12 protein-coding genes and 1 pseudogene are annotated in these 14,407 nt (G+C 60.8%); 6 read left to right on the forward strand and 7 right to left on the reverse strand.

Annotation, left to right across the window (positions count from 1 at the left end):
* Positions 1 to 8: 8 nt before the first annotated feature.
* From AC097W_RS06475 to AC097W_RS06490, 4 genes are read right to left on the reverse strand one after another with little or no spacing between them, the layout of a single operon-like run.
* Positions 9 to 821 carry a carbohydrate ABC transporter permease gene (locus tag AC097W_RS06475; protein ID WP_479601672.1) on the reverse strand — a complete coding sequence of 271 codons (813 nt, stop codon included), beginning with the start codon at positions 819 to 821 and terminating at the stop codon, positions 9 to 11.
* Positions 814 to 1,710 (reverse strand): carbohydrate ABC transporter permease, encoded by an 897-nt coding sequence (locus AC097W_RS06480; protein ID WP_479601673.1) that lies wholly within the window; start codon positions 1,708 to 1,710, stop codon positions 814 to 816. The genes AC097W_RS06475 and AC097W_RS06480 overlap by 8 nt, the downstream gene beginning before the upstream one ends.
* Positions 1,707 to 2,783, reverse strand: coding sequence for an ABC transporter ATP-binding protein (locus tag AC097W_RS06485; RefSeq protein WP_479601674.1), 1,077 nt, complete (start codon positions 2,781 to 2,783; stop codon positions 1,707 to 1,709). Before AC097W_RS06485 ends, AC097W_RS06480 begins: the two co-directional genes overlap by 4 nt.
* A gap of 2 nt (positions 2,784 to 2,785) precedes the next feature.
* Positions 2,786 to 3,871: an ABC transporter ATP-binding protein gene (locus AC097W_RS06490; protein ID WP_479601675.1), complete on the reverse strand. Its 1,086-nt coding sequence runs from the start codon at positions 3,869 to 3,871 to the stop codon at positions 2,786 to 2,788.
* Between the two features lie 164 nt (positions 3,872 to 4,035).
* On the opposite strand from AC097W_RS06490, the gene AC097W_RS06495 reads away from it, so the two are divergent.
* The 3 genes from AC097W_RS06495 to AC097W_RS06505 are packed head-to-tail and all read left to right on the forward strand — an operon-like array spanning position 4,036 to position 7,444.
* On the forward strand, positions 4,036 to 4,803 hold the full coding sequence (locus AC097W_RS06495; protein WP_479601676.1) for a DeoR/GlpR family DNA-binding transcription regulator: 768 nt from the start codon (positions 4,036 to 4,038) through the stop codon (positions 4,801 to 4,803).
* A 32-nt stretch (positions 4,804 to 4,835) separates the two neighbouring features.
* The gene (gene glpK / locus AC097W_RS06500) at positions 4,836 to 6,353 is read left to right on the forward strand and encodes a glycerol kinase GlpK (protein WP_479601677.1); all 1,518 of its coding nucleotides are present in this window, start codon (positions 4,836 to 4,838) and stop codon (positions 6,351 to 6,353) included.
* 32 nt (positions 6,354 to 6,385) lie between these two features.
* Entirely contained in the window at positions 6,386 to 7,444 is a 1,059-nt protein-coding gene (locus tag AC097W_RS06505; protein ID WP_479601678.1) for a DUF6352 family protein, read from the forward strand.
* A gap of 18 nt (positions 7,445 to 7,462) precedes the next feature.
* Here AC097W_RS06505 and icmF read toward each other — a convergent pair whose 3' ends face one another.
* Complete coding sequence (gene icmF, locus AC097W_RS06510; RefSeq protein ID WP_479601679.1) at positions 7,463 to 10,786, reverse strand: fused isobutyryl-CoA mutase/GTPase IcmF; 3,324 nt, start codon at positions 10,784 to 10,786, stop codon at positions 7,463 to 7,465.
* A 47-nt stretch (positions 10,787 to 10,833) separates the two neighbouring features.
* A complete protein-coding gene (locus AC097W_RS06515) occupies positions 10,834 to 11,697 on the reverse strand; it encodes a PPK2 family polyphosphate kinase (RefSeq protein ID WP_479601680.1) in 864 nt (287 codons plus the stop codon).
* Positions 11,698 to 11,856: 159 nt separating this feature from the next.
* On the opposite strand from AC097W_RS06515, the pseudogene AC097W_RS06520 reads away from it, so the two are divergent.
* From AC097W_RS06520 to AC097W_RS06530, 3 genes and pseudogenes are all read left to right on the forward strand, one after another.
* Positions 11,857 to 12,357, forward strand: a pseudogene (locus AC097W_RS06520) (MBL fold metallo-hydrolase); the annotation flags it as partial.
* Between the two features lie 174 nt (positions 12,358 to 12,531).
* On the forward strand, positions 12,532 to 12,969 hold the full coding sequence (locus AC097W_RS06525) for a rhodanese-like domain-containing protein (RefSeq protein ID WP_479602070.1): 438 nt from the start codon (positions 12,532 to 12,534) through the stop codon (positions 12,967 to 12,969).
* Positions 12,970 to 12,978: 9 nt separating this feature from the next.
* Entirely contained in the window at positions 12,979 to 13,746 is a 768-nt protein-coding gene (locus AC097W_RS06530; RefSeq protein ID WP_479601681.1) for a type III pantothenate kinase, read from the forward strand.
* A 23-nt stretch (positions 13,747 to 13,769) separates the two neighbouring features.
* On the opposite strand, the gene AC097W_RS06535 is transcribed toward AC097W_RS06530, so the two are convergent.
* The gene (locus tag AC097W_RS06535; RefSeq protein ID WP_479601682.1) at positions 13,770 to 14,378 is read right to left on the reverse strand and encodes a hypothetical protein; all 609 of its coding nucleotides are present in this window, start codon (positions 14,376 to 14,378) and stop codon (positions 13,770 to 13,772) included.
* Positions 14,379 to 14,407: the final 29 nt, after the last annotated feature.

Genomic DNA, 14,407 nt, shown 5'->3' on the forward strand with positions numbered 1-14,407 from the left:
CAAACTCCTTAAACACGGCCCATCGCGAAACCCTTCGCGATGTAATGGCGAACAAACCAGATGACGATGGCACCCGGCACAATGGTCAGCACGCCGGCAGCCGCCAGCGTGGCCCAGTCCATGCCGGAGGCTGACACGGTGCGCGTCATCGTGGCCACGATGGGTTTGGCATTCACACTGGTCAACGTGCGCGCCAGCAGCAATTCCACCCAGCTGAACATGAAGCAAAAGAATGCGGCTACACCCACACCGGCTTTGATCAAGGGCAGGAAGACCGTCAGGAAGAACCGGGGAAAGGTGTAACCATCGATGTAGGCCGTCTCATCAATCTCGCGTGGAATACCGCCCATGAAACCTTCCAGAATCCAGACCGCGAGGGGCACGTTGAACAACAGGTGCGCCAGGGCCACGGCAATGTGCGTGTCCATCAAACCCACCGTGGAATAGAGCTGGAAAAACGGCAGCAAGAATACGGCGGGCGGCGTCATCCGGTTGGTCAGCAGCCAGAAGAAAACATGCTTGTCACCCAGGAAGCGGTAGCGCGAAAAGGCATACGCAGCGGGCAACGCGACCGACACGGAAATGACGGTATTGATCGCCACATAAATCATGGAATTGATGTAGCCCGAGTACCAGGAAGGATCGGTAAAGATCGTCTTGTAGTTGCCCCAGGTGAAGTGCTGTGGAAAGAACGAAAAACTCGACAGAATTTCTTCGTTCGTCTTGAAGCTCATGTTGATCATCCAGTAGATGGGCAACAACGCAAACACCAGATACAGCGCCAGAAAAATGGTGCGCTTGTGAAAGCGGTTTTCATGCATGACCGGTCTCCTCGGCATTTTGGGTGCCCACGCTTTGCATCCAGTTGTAGAGGATGAAACACATCAGCAAGATGATCAGGAAATAAATCAGGGAGAACGCTGCAGCGGGCCCCAGATCAAACTGGCCTACGGCTTTTTGCGTAAGGTACTGGCTCAGAAAGGTGGTGGCATTTCCCGGGCCACCACCGGTCAGCACAAAGGGTTCGGTGTAGATCATGAAGCTGTCCATGAAGCGCAACAGAACACCAATCACCAGCACGCCGCGCATCTTGGGCAGCTGGATGTAACGAAAGACCGCGAACTTGGAGGCGCCGTCAATGCGGGCCGCCTGGTAATAAGCATCGGGAATGCTGCGCAGCCCGGCAAATCCGAGCAGGGCCACCAGCGGCGTCCAGTGCCACACATCCATCAGCAGCACGGTCAACCAGGCGTGGGTCGCGTTGCCGGTGTAGCTGTATTCGAACCCCATGCGGTGCAGCATGACGCCGAAGAGACCAATATCACTGCGGCCAAAAATCTGCCAGATGGTGCCCACCACATTCCACGGGATCAGCAGGGAAAGCGCCACCAGAACCAGCACGGCCGATGATTTCCAGCCCTGCGCCGGCATCGACAAGGCCAGCAGAACACCCAGTGGTATCTCGACGGCCAGAACCGCGAGTGAGAACAGAATCTGGCGCCACAAGGCGCTGTGTAACTCTTCGTCGCGCATCACCGCTACAAACCATTCGGTGCCCACAAATACCCGCCGCTCTGGCGAAATAATGTCCTGCACCGAGTAGTTCACCACCGTCATCAACGGGACGATGGCAGAGAAGGCCACGCACAAGATGACGGGCAGAATCAGAAACCAGGCTTTCTGGTTCACGGGTTTGCTGATGGCACTCATGGCACGAGTTCCTCATTTTTATAGAAACAGGTGTGGGGACCCAAGATCTGTAGCCACACGTTGGATCCCTCCTCAAGGCCCGTCATGTCGGGACTCAGGCGCGCCTTGACGACGTGACCGTCCACAGCAGCAGTCAGCATCAGGTGGGTACCAATATCCTGCAGCTTGGTCACGCTGGCAGAGACCGCGCCCGGCGCAGCCTGTGTGCTCACCTCCACGTATTCCGGGCGAATGCCCAGCTTCAATGGTCCTGCAGGTACATTCAGGCCGGGTGCCAAAGGCAGCAACTGGCCGGCTACCGCCAAACCGGTTCCTGATTTTTGAACAGGCAGAAAATTCATGCCCGGCGAGCCAATGAAATGCCCCACAAAGGTGTGCTCGGGGCGTTCGAAGAGCGCATCGGCCGGACCGATCTGCACCGCCCGTCCCCGTGTCATCACCACCACCTGATCGGCAAACGTCAAGGCCTCCACCTGGTCATGGGTCACATAGATCAGGGTCAACTTGAGTTCGTGGTGAATCTGCTTGAGCTTGCGACGCAGTTGCCATTTGAGGTGCGGGTCAATCACCGTCAGCGGTTCGTCGAACAGCACCGCAGACACGTCAGAACGCACCAGCCCCCGGCCCAGGGAAATCTTCTGCTTGGCATCGGCGGCCAGCCCTGCGGCGCGCTGATTCAGCTGCCCGCTCATGTCCAGCATCTCGGCAATTTCGCCCACGCGCTTGCGAATCTGGTCCTCTGGCACCTTGCGGTTGCGCAAGGGAAATGCGAGGTTCTCTGCGACTGTCATCGTGTCGTAGATCACGGGAAACTGGAACACTTGTGCAATGTTGCGTTCTTGTGGGCTGTGGCGGGTCACGTCCCGCCCGTCAAACAGCACTTTGCCCTCGGAGGGCACCAGCAGACCCGACATGATGTTGAGCATGGTGGTCTTGCCGCAGCCTGAGGGTCCCAGCAAGGCATACGCGCCGCCGTCTTCAAATGTCATCTTCAGCGGCAGCAGCGCGTAGTCGCTGTCCTGGGTCGGATTCGGCCGGTAGGCGTGCGCCAGATCAAGTTCTATGCGGGCCATCTTTAGTGTCCTGGAGTTCGCGATGGGGCCACCAACAGGTCCCCGCTGGCATCAAATAAATACACATGGGACGGACTGAAATGAAGCGCAATCGGCGCACCTAACGCAAAGTAATGGACGCCGGTCAGTTGGGCCACCATATCGCCCACCGGGGTGTGCACATGCACAAACGTGTCCGAGCCGGAAATCTCCGCCAGCTCGACGGTTCCGGACAACGCCACATCCCCCGGGTGCGCCTGCACCCGCAGGGCACTGGCCCGCAAACCCAGAGTAACTCCGGGGCCCGCTGGCTTGGCGACGCCACTCCAGCCCGGCACAGGACAATCCGGGCCGCCCCGCAGGCGCACACCCTGTGGTGATAGATCTCCGGGCACCAGGTTCATGGGAGGGTCGCTGAACGCACGCGCGACGCGCAGCGAGAGTGGTCGATGAAAAACCTCCGCGGTCGGGCCGTACTGCAGGAGCTCACCACCGTCCAGTACTGCCGTGTAGCCGCCCAGCAGGAGCGCTTCACCGGGCTCGGTCGTGGCGTACACCACGGTGGACTCCCCGCTGGCAAACAGCGCCGAGAGTTCCTCGCGCAGTTCCTCGCGCAACTTGTAATCAAGATTGACCAGGGGCTCGTCGAGCAGCATCAAGGGCGCTTTCTTGGCCAAGGCACGCGCGAGTGCCACGCGCTGCTGCTGCCCGCCTGAGAGTTCTGCGGGCAAACGGTCCAGAAACATATCGATATGCAGGCGAGTGGCGATTTCGCGTACGCGCTGATCAATGTTCGCTTCGTTTCGCAGGCGTAAAGGCGACGCTATATTGCGCGCTACGGTCATTGAGGGGTAGTTGATGAACTGCTGGTAGACCATGGACACATCGCGCTTGCGCACGGGCACACCTGTGACGTCTTGGCCATCCACTCGCACGCGACCTTCCGTCGGGGTATCCAGACCCGCCATGATGCGCATCAAACTGGTTTTACCCGCCTGCGTTGCACCCAGCAGCACGGTCACTGCACCGCCGTGCAAGGCAAGACTCATGGGGTAGAGCCAGGTTTCGGCACCCACCGTCTTGCTGACGCCATCCAATACCATCTGCATCTCACTGCCTTTCGCCCTGTTTGCCACCAATTTCGAACACAAGCCTCTTCGTTATCTTTCTATTATTGTTCTTTTGTTTTCTTTTTTGATTATGGTTTTCCCTTAATAATTTCCTTTTGATTCGATTTAAAGTCTCCTACCTTTGCCATCCTCCTGCGCGCGCCATGAACTTCAACCCCCGCCAACTCAAATTGATTGACGCCGTCCGTGCCCGAGGCTCCGTCACGGTGGAGCAGTTGGCTGACGAACTCTCGGTCACCCTTCAAACCGTGCGCCGCGATGTTCAACGGCTGGCGGAAGCCGGAACCTTGACGCGCTTTCACGGCGGTGTGCGCGTACCCAGTTCCACCACAGAGAACATCGCGCACCCCCAGCGCCAGGGGTTGCATGCTGAAGGCAAGGCCCGAATAGCACGGGCCGTCGCGCGGCAGGTACCCAATGACTGCTCGCTGATACTTAACATCGGAACCACCACCGAGGCCATTGCGGAAGCATTGCTGCACCACCGCAGCCTGCGCGTCATTACCAACAACCTGAACGTGGCTGCCATCCTGAGTCGCAATGCCGGCTTTGAAGTGATCGTGGCAGGCGGCGTGGTCCGCGCCCGTGACCGCGGCATCGTGGGCGAAGCGGCGGTGGACTTCATTCGCCAGTTCAAGGTGGATATCGCGCTGATCGGAATTTCAGGCATCGAATCGGATGGCTCGCTACGGGACTACGACTTCCGGGAAGTGAAGGTGACGCAAACCATCATCGAACATGCACGCGAAGTCTGGCTAGCCGCCGATACCAGCAAATTCAACCGGCCTGCCATGGTGGAAGCGGCCACCTTGTCGCAAATTGACCGACTCTTTACCGATGCCACGCCGCCAGACCCCTTCCCGGCCTTGCTGGAGGAAGCGAATGTCCGCCTGGATGTCTGCCTGAATTGACTTCCTCACCCTCCTCTTAGACGGAAGCCCCCATGACTTACCTGCTTGCCCTTGACCAGGGCACCTCCAGCTCGCGCAGCATCGTGTTTGACCCGCATGGAACCATCGTCGCGCAGGCCCAACTGGAACTGCCCCAGATCTATCCCCAGCCAGGGTGGGTGGAGCATGACCCCATGGCGATCTGGCGTACCCAACTGGCCACGGCACGTGAGGTGCTGGTCAAGGCCCAACTGAACGCGCGGGACATTCACGCCGTCGGTATCACCAACCAGCGCGAGACCACGGTGGTGTGGAACCGCAAGACCGGCCAACCCGTACACAACGCCATCGTCTGGCAAGACCGGCGGGCAGAGCCCGCCTGCGTCCGCCTGCGCGCCGATGGCAAGGCAAATCTCATTCAGGCGAAAACCGGCTTGCTGGTAGATGCCTATTTCTCGGGCACCAAGCTGCAATGGATTTTGAACAATGTCCCCCATGCGCGCGCGCAGGCTGAAGCGGGTGAACTCGCATTTGGCACCGTCGACAGCTGGCTCATGTGGCAACTCACCGGTGGTAGCGATGACAGCACGCGCGGCCAGGCGGTGCACGCAACCGATGTGAGCAACGCCTCGCGCACCATGCTGTTCAATGTGCACACCAACCAGTGGGACGCGGAACTGATGCAGTTGCTGGACATTCCTGCGAGCCTGATGCCGCAGGTGCACCCCTCCAGTGCGGATTTTGGAAGCGTGAGGGCTGACGTGCTGGGCGCACCGATTCGCATCGGAGGCGTGGCAGGCGACCAGCAAAGCGCCTTGTTTGGTCAGGCGTGCTTTCGCGCCGGCATGGCCAAGAACACCTATGGAACCGGTTGCTTCATGCTGATGCACACGGGCGAGCGGTTTCAGACCTCCCGCAACGGACTGCTCACCACCAGCGCCGCGCAACCGGGAAGCACGCCCGAGTTCGCCATGGAAGGCAGCGTCTTTGTGGGTGGGGCCGTGGTGCAGTGGCTGCGCGACGGCCTGCAAGCCATTCAGGCCAGTGGTGAAGTGCAGGCCCTTGCGCAGAGTGTTCCTGACTCTGGCGGGGTAATGATGGTGCCGGCCTTCACCGGGCTGGGCGCCCCCTATTGGAATCCTGAAGCCCGTGGCACCATTACCGGCATTACCCGGGGAACCACGGTGGCCCACATTGCGCGCGCGGCGCTGGAGAGCATCGCGTTTCAAAGCGCTGCGCTGCTGGACGCCATGAGCCGCGACGCGGTGGCCAATGGCGGCCGTGCAGTCAATGAATTGCGCGTGGACGGAGGGGCCTGCGCCAATGACCTGCTGATGCAGATGCAGGCCGATTTGCTGGGCATTCCGGTGGTGCGCCCCGCTGTCATCGAGACCACGGCGCTGGGCGCCGCCTATCTGGCCGGACTGGGAACCGGGCTGTACGCCGGCACCGACGAACTGAGCGCACAGTGGCGCGCCGAGCGGACCTTTCTGCCAACCATGCCGCGCAACAAAGCGCTGGAGCGCATGGCCGAGTGGGAGCACGCGGTGCGCAAGGCCACGGCCCCGTAACCCCAGCCCCCGTCGATGCTAGCATCGACGGGATGAACTTCTGGCCCTCCAGCGCCTTTGGCCAGCTCACGCGCAACCCGCGCGGGTGGCTTGAGCCCACTGACAACTACCTCCGTCTTTTTCTCGCACGCCCCGAATTGGCTCTGGTGCCGGAGTCCTGCGTGGCCGAGATCGCACTGCACCATGCGCTGATCGCATCGCCCACACGCCCGGTGCCCACTGAGGACCTCCATGCGCTGGAAGATGCAGATGCGCGCGACAACTACGCTGTGTATTTGCGCTTTCGTGACGCACTGGTGCAGGCGGGGTCTCTGGAAGCCTACTACCTGAGCCTGGTACGTGGCGGCTCCATCACCATTCCACCGTTGTTCGTGGATTTGATGGTGCAGGCGATCTTGCGCAATGTGCTGGACGACACGAATGACGCCTTCGAAGTGCGCGCCGCAGAAATGCTGTTTCGTCCCCAGCGCATCTCGGTTCAGGACGGACAGGTTCTGAGTGGTGACCGCGCTGTGCTGGACCTGCTGACCGAAACAGGCGGCCTCGGGGAAGTCGGCCGCCTGCTGGTGCAAAGCAATGCGCCACTGGCCGCCATCCATCTGGAGGTGCTGACTACGGACAACATGCACCGCTACTGGGAAGCCAATGAACGCCACAACTTTTTGCTGGACCTCACGCATGAAGTCAAACAGGACCTGAGACACGGACTGGTCTTCACCATGACGCGTGCACGCTCCGGTCTGACAGCGCTGGCCCAGGTACTGGAGAAATGGATTTTCCATTTGCTGGGGGTGCAGGTGCACATCAAACCCGAGCAAAAAATTGACGACCCGGCGTGGCGATGGCATGTCGGACTGGATACCGAATCCAGCGCCATCCTCAACGATCTGTACGAAGACCGCCCGGTGGAAACCAGTCGCATGCAACGCATGGTCAGCCTCTTCAGGCTGGAGTTTGAAAACACCGCGGATATGCGGGCCGATGTGGCCGGTAAACCGGTCTACCTCGGACTGACCATGGATGCCGACAAGGTGGTCCGCCTCAAACCGCAGAACCTTCTGATTAATCTGCCGCTGGGCAAGGCGATGTAGCCGCCCTGCCCAGGCGCATCACATATTGCGACGGTACTGCCCACCCACTTCAAACAGTGCATTCGTAATCTGGCCCAGCGAGCACACGCGCACAGCATCCATCAGCACCTCGAACACGTTCTGGTTGTCGATGACGGCCTGCTGCAACCGCTTGAGCGCTGCGGGCGATTCTGCGGCGTGCCGCGTGTGAAAATCTTCCAGACGGTGCAACTGACTTTGCTTCTCGTCATCGGTGGAGCGCGCCAGTTCCAGCTTGTCCATCACCTGATCGCCATGCGGGTTGCGAAAGGTGTTGACGCCGATGATGGGCAGCTCGCCGGTGTGCTTGAGCATCTCGTAGTGCATGGATTCATCTTGAATCTTGCCGCGCTGGTAGCCGGTTTCCATGGCACCGAGCACACCACCGCGATCGGCTATTGCCGTGAACTCGGCCAGCACGGCTTCTTCCACCAGTTCCGTCAACTCTTCGATGATGAACGCGCCCTGCGACGGATTCTCGTTCTTGGCCAGGCCCCATTCGCGGTTGATGATGAGCTGAATCGCCATGGCACGGCGCACCGAGTCTTCGGTGGGCGTGGTGATGGCCTCGTCAAACGCATTGGTGTGCAGGCTGTTGCAGTTGTCGTAAATGGCGATAAGCGCTTGCAACGTCGTGCGGATGTCGTTGAACTGAATCTCCTGCGCATGCAGACTGCGCCCGCTGGTCTGGATGTGGTATTTAAGTTTTTGTGAGCGCTCGTTGGCACCGTATTTCTCCTTCATGGCCACCGCCCAGATGCGGCGTGCCACCCGGCCCATTACGGTGTATTCGGGGTCCATACCGTTGCTGAAGAAGAAGCTCAGGTTGGGCGCAAAGTCGTCGATGTGCATGCCGCGCGCCAGATAGGCTTCGACAAACGTGAAGCCGTTGGACAGCGTGAACGCAAGCTGGCTGATGGGGTTGGCCCCGGCCTCGGCAATGTGGTACCCGCTGATGGACACGCTGTAGAAATTGCGCACATTGTGGTGCACAAAATACTGGGCAATGTCGCCCATCACCTTGAGTGAAAACTCGGTGCTGAAAATGCAGGTGTTCTGGCCCTGGTCTTCTTTCAGAATGTCGGCCTGCACGGTCCCGCGCACATTGGCCAGCACCCATTCACGGATTTTGGCGGCCTCGGTATCCGTGGGCTCGCGGCCATTGTCTGCCTCGAATTTTTCCAGATTCTGGTCGATGGCCGCGTTCATGAACATGGCCAGGATACTGGGCGCCGGGCCGTTGATGGTCATCGACACGCTGGTGGCCGGGTTGCACAAGTCAAAGCCGCCGTAGAGCACCTTCAGGTCGTCCAGCGTGGCAATGCTCACGCCGCTGTTGCCCACCTTGCCGTAGATATCCGGGCGCACATCAGGGTCGTTGCCGTACAGCGTGACCGAGTCGAACGCGGTGCTCAGGCGCTTGGCCGCCATGCCGGAGGACAGCAATTTGAAGCGCTTGTTGGTACGAAAGGCATCGCCCTCCCCGGCGAACATGCGTGTGGGGTCTTCGCCCTCGCGCTTGAAGGCAAAGGTGCCTGCGGTGTAGGGGTAGCTGCCGGGCACGTTGTCGAGCATCAGCCACTTCAGAATTTCGCCGTGGTCCTCATACTGCGGCAGGGCCACTTTGCGAATGGTGGTGCCGCTCAAGCTCTTGGTGGTGAGTGCGGTGCGGATTTCCTTGTCGCGGATTTTCACCACGTATTCGTCACCGGCATAGGCTCGCTGCATTTCCGGCCACTGCGCCACCAGTTTTTTGGCAGACGGGTCTTGCGTTTCTTCACGTTGCACCGCGAGGTCAATCGCCGCTTCCGCGGCACGGGCCTTGCCGGGCTTGCCCACTTCGAGCATGGCCGCCGCCGCACGCAACTGCTGAATCTCACGCGCCAGGCGGGACTGTGCCCGGGCATGCTGCTTGTAGCCGCGCACGGTGTCGGTAATTTCGGCCAGGTAACGGGTGCGTGCTGCGGGCACCACCGGCGTCTGGTTGGAACTGAATCGCACCGTCACTTTGGGCAACAGGCCACTTGCGTTCACCGGCAAACCCAATTCCTGCAGGCGGGCCAGCAGGGCCTGGTACAGCGCGGTCACGCCATCGTCGTTGAAGCGCGCCGCCATGGTGCCAAACACCGGCATCTGGTCGGCAGGCGTGTTCCACGCCTCTTTGTTGCGCTGTACTTGCTTGGACACATCGCGCAGCGCATCGCTGGAGCCCTTGCGGTCAAACTTGTTGATGGCGACGAACTCGGCAAAGTCCAGCATGTCAATTTTTTCCAACTGACTGGCGGCGCCAAACTCCGGTGTCATCACATACATGGGCACGTCCACATGCGGCACGATGGCCGCGTCGCCCTGGCCAATGCCCGAGGTCTCGACCACGATCACATCAAACCCAGCCACCTTGCAGGCGGCAATCACATCGGGCAGGGCCTTGCTGATTTCGGAGCCAAAGTCCCGTGTGGCCAGGCTGCGCATGAACACGCGCTGACCCGAATCGTCGGCGCTGGTGCGCGGCGTTTGCGTCCATGGACTGATAGCGTTCATGCGGATGCGGTCACCCAATAGTGCGCCACCGCTCTTGCGCCGTGACGGGTCAATGCTGATAACCGCAATGTGCAGCTGGTCACCCTGGTCCAGCCGCAAACGGCGAATCAGCTCGTCGGTCAGTGACGACTTGCCCGCACCGCCGGTGCCCGTGATGCCCAGAACCGGTATTTTTTTGATAGCAGCTTGCGCACGCAGGGCGGGGCTTAGCGGGTGATTTTCTCCCAAAGCTTCGAGCCCGGTGATGAGCTGGGACAGGGCGCGCCAGGCGCCGGTGCTGTGGCCGCCAATGCCATCCAGGGCGGTGGGAGCCAACTGGGTGAGGTCGGTGTCGCAACGCATCACCATCTCACCGATCATGCCGGCCAGTCCCATGCGCTGGCCGTCCTCGGGGCTGTAGATGCGGGTGACACCATAGGCCTGCAGCTCGGCAATTTCGCTGGGCACAATGACCCCGCCGCCGCCGCCAAACACCTGGATGTGCGCGCCGCCCCGGGCTTTGAGCAAGTCCACCATGTACTTGAAATACTCGACGTGACCACCCTGGTAGGAGCTGATGGCAATGCCCTGCGCGTCTTCCTGCAAGGCGGCCGTCACCACCTCGTCCACGCTGCGGTTGTGCCCCAGGTGAATCACCTCGGCGCCCATGCCCTGCAGGATGCGGCGCATGATGTTGATGGCCGCATCGTGCCCGTCAAACAGGCTGGCAGCGGTTACAAAACGCACCTTGTGGGTGGGGCGGTAGTTGGCAAGGGCCTTGTAGTCAGCAGAGAGGTTGGTCATGGCAGAAGCTTTCAGCGGTTTGTCTCAGGATTTTTGTTGGAAGAAGATCAGTCAATGGTGAGTCCGGCCTGTGCCGGATCGTCGGGTGGATAGCGCAGGTCCAGTGACTGGAGCTTGTCGCGCACCAGCGTGGCGATCATCAGGTTGCGGTGCGTTTTTGATTCGGAAGGCACCACCGTCCACGGTGCCCAGGGCGTGCTGGTGGCACCCAGCAGCCCCGCATAGGCTTTCTGGTACTCGGCCCACTGTTTGCGCACCTGCAGGTCACCCATGCTGAACTTCCAGCGCTTGGTCGGGTCGTCCACCCGCTCCTGCAGCCGTCTGCCCTGTTCTTCAAAGCCGATATGCAGCATGAATTTCAGGATCACGGTACCCGTCTCGGCCAGCATGCGCTCAAAATCGTTGATGTGGGCGTAGCGCTGGCGGGTCTGCTCGGGCGTGACCCAGCCGTTCACCACGGGGACAAGCACGTCTTCGTAATGGCTGCGGTTAAAGATCTTGGTCTCGCCTGCCGCGGGCATCTGGTGGTGAATGCGCCACAGGTAGTCGTGCGCGCGTTCGTCTTCGGTGGGCGCCTTCCACCCGACCGCGTGCACCCCCAGTGGGCTGGTGCGGCCAAACACCGAGCGAATGGTGCCGTCCTTGCCGGCGGTGTCGGTGCCTTGCAAAACCACCAGCAGCTTGTAGCGCTTGTCGGCCCAAAAAAGATTCTGCAGCACATCAAGCTCCATGGCCAATGCATCCACAGTCAGTCTGTCCTGCACTTTGTCCTTGCCAGAGAATGGCTTGGCGGACGGGTCCAGCGCGGACAGCAAAAACGGCTTGCCATGCCCCTCCATTGACGGCTGCCACGGCTTGAGCAGGGCTGCGCTCTGCTTCGCGCCATTGGCAGGGGAGGAATCTTTCGGCATGACGAACCTTTCAGTTGACGTTTACGTAAACGTCAACATTATCACCGCACTGCGGTCCAAAGCACAGCCCCAACGGGATCTCCCATAAACTACCCTCGTATTGCATCGGGAGTTGAGGCAACCCCCATCACTGCACGCACTGCCACCCGCGAGGAAACCATGCAACCCATTCAGCTTTTTGACCAGGCATCGAGCACCTTCACCTATGTGTTGTTCGACGAAGTAACGCGCGATGCCGTCATCATCGACCCCGTGGATGACCAACTGGAGCGCGATCTCGCCACCCTTCGGCAGTACGGGCTCAGGCTGCTGTGGACAGTCGAAACCCACGCCCACGCCGACCACATCACCAGCGCCGCACAGCTGGCTGAGCACACCGGCGCGAAAACGGCCGCCCCCCAGGGCTGCGGCATTGACACCGCCGCCATGCAAATTGCCGATGGCGACATCCTGCGTTTTGGCGACGAAGCGCTCAGGGCCTTGCACACGCCGGGGCACACCAGCGGCAGCATGAGCTACCTGTGGCGTGACCATGTTTTCACCGGTGACACGCTTCTTGTCAATGGCTGCGGCCGCACCGATTTCCAGTCCGGCAGTGCCGAGGCTCTGTACGACAGCATCACCCAGGTTCTCTTTGCGCTGCCCGATGCCACCACGGTGTGGCCGGGCCACGACTACCACGGGCACACCCATTCAACCGTGGGCGCCGAGAAATCAGGCAACCCGCGGATAGCCGGCAAGACGCAGGCGGAATTTGTCGCCATCATGGCGGCCCTGAACCTGCCCAAACCCAAGCGGATAGACGAAGCCGTACCCGCCAACCGGGTATCCGGTGTGCGCCACGATGCGGGCGGCGGTGATGCGCAAACGGTGCTGCCGGCATCCGGCTACGCGGGTGATGTGTCAGCCACTCTGGCCTGCGCCTGGTGGCAGGCCGGCGACGCCGTACTGGTGGATGTGCGCTCGGATGCCGAACGCGAATGGGTCGGGTTTGTACCCGGCGCGGTCGCATTGTCCTGGAAGCAATGGCCGGGCATGGCCATGAACCCGTCATTTGATGAAAACCTTCGCGCAGCCGTTCCTGCCGGGAAAAAAGTGGTGTTGCTGTGCCGCAGTGGCGTGCGGTCCATCGCGGCCGCCAGACGCGCGACCGCACTGGGCATGGAGGCCTACAACATCCTCGAAGGTTTTGAAGGCGACCCTGACGCCCATGCGCACCGCGGTGCCAAGGGTGGATGGCGCATGCGTGGCCTGCCGTGGCGCCAGGGATAATAGGCACCCATGACCTTTCTTGCCCTGGACATTGGTAATACCCGCCTCAAGTGGGCACAGTACGCATCCCCCCAAGCCGACGCGCCCCTGCTGGCCCAGGGAGCCGAATTTCTGGAAAACATCGACAAACTGGCAGAAGGCGCCTGGAGCGGCCTCACTGCACCGGCACAAGTGCTGGGGTGCGTGGTCGCGGGCGATGCCGTCAAGCGCCGTGTGCAAGAGCAAATGGAATTATGGGATGTGGTGCCCCAATGGGTGGTTGCCAGCGAAGCCGAAGCGGGATTGCGCAACGGCTATGACCACCCTGCCCGCCTCGGGGCCGACCGCTGGGTTGCCATGATTGGCGCCTACCACCGCATGCTGTCTCAAGGTGCGCCGCGACCCATGGTGGTCGTGATGGTCGGTACAGCCGTCACCGTGGAAGCCGTGGACACCAATGGCAAATTTTTGGGCGGCTTGATATTGCCCGGCCACGGCATCATGCTGCGCGCCCTCGAATCCGGTACAGCCGGTCTGCACGTGCCCACGGGCGAAGTGCGGGAATTCCCCACCAACACCAGTGACGCGCTCACCAGCGGAGGCACCTATGCGATTGCCGGGGCGGTGGAGCGCATGGTGCAGCATGTGCGCGCCCATTGCGGATCCGAGCCCAAATGCATCATGACCGGTGGTGCCGGCTGGAAAATGGCTCCCAGCATGGCAGGGCCGTTCGAGCTGGTCGACAACCTGATTTTCGACGGCCTTCTGCACATGGCCAAAGGCCGGTTCGCCTCCTGATCCAGCGCCCGCGCCCTGCGTCTTTACATATCCAGGAGCTGGGAAAAGTCCGTGTTGCTGGAGCGGGCGTTCTCATTGCCCAGCACCGCACTGGACTCAAACGTGTGATCGATAATTCTGGCGTCGGTTTCGCCCGGCAGGGTGCCTTTGACGATGGCGCGGTCCACCATGCGCATCAGCATGGTTCGGGCCACCTCAGGGGACTCTCCATGCAGATCGAAGGTCGCATTGATGACCAGACGAACCGTGGTCAGGTCCGTCGGGCGCTGCGGACTGCGCCGCACAATACCGCTGTCCTGAAGCACTTCGCCATCGGCGCCAATGAACAATATCCGCGATGCCACTTTGGGCGACAAAACGTGGGACAGTCCCTCCGCATTGACCACCAGCATCGTGCCATTCTCAAAGTCACGCGACCAGGCGGTCTTGCCTCCCTGAAAGCCACGGATGGAAAAACCGTATTCCCGCGGCGACACGAAGAACCGGCCCGTGACATCGACGGACGGGTCGTCAATTTCCAGGTCATCGTGGACAAAAGTGAATCGGTCACTGCCGGGCGGATTCGACCTGCGGACAGCGGTGGGCAGGCCCGTCGCTTTTTCGCGTGGATTCAATTCGCTCCAGTTGGTCATCGACTGCTCCCTTTTGCGCTTTAAAAGCC

The organism is Rhodoferax sp. GT1R46 (assembly GCF_056521285.1).

Bases quoted from the DNA above. Each gene is read 5' to 3' on its own strand.
- AC097W_RS06485 (WP_479601674.1), bottom strand. From the start codon at position 2,783: ATGGCCCGCATAGAACTTGATCTGGCGCACGCCTACCGGCCGAATCCG.
- AC097W_RS06475 (WP_479601672.1), bottom strand. From the start codon at position 821: ATGCATGAAAACCGCTTTCACAAGCGCACCATTTTTCTGGCGCTGTAT.
- AC097W_RS06530 (WP_479601681.1), top strand. From the start codon at position 12,979: ATGACCTTTCTTGCCCTGGACATTGGTAATACCCGCCTCAAGTGGGCA.
- AC097W_RS06535 (WP_479601682.1), bottom strand. From the start codon at position 14,378: ATGACCAACTGGAGCGAATTGAATCCACGCGAAAAAGCGACGGGCCTG.
- AC097W_RS06495 (WP_479601676.1), top strand. From the start codon at position 4,036: ATGAACTTCAACCCCCGCCAACTCAAATTGATTGACGCCGTCCGTGCC.
- AC097W_RS06505 (WP_479601678.1), top strand. From the start codon at position 6,386: ATGAACTTCTGGCCCTCCAGCGCCTTTGGCCAGCTCACGCGCAACCCG.
- glpK (WP_479601677.1), top strand. From the start codon at position 4,836: ATGACTTACCTGCTTGCCCTTGACCAGGGCACCTCCAGCTCGCGCAGC.
- AC097W_RS06480 (WP_479601673.1), bottom strand. From the start codon at position 1,710: ATGAGTGCCATCAGCAAACCCGTGAACCAGAAAGCCTGGTTTCTGATT.
- icmF (WP_479601679.1), bottom strand. From the start codon at position 10,786: ATGACCAACCTCTCTGCTGACTACAAGGCCCTTGCCAACTACCGCCCC.
- AC097W_RS06515 (WP_479601680.1), bottom strand. From the start codon at position 11,697: ATGCCGAAAGATTCCTCCCCTGCCAATGGCGCGAAGCAGAGCGCAGCC.
- AC097W_RS06490 (WP_479601675.1), bottom strand. From the start codon at position 3,871: ATGCAGATGGTATTGGATGGCGTCAGCAAGACGGTGGGTGCCGAAACC.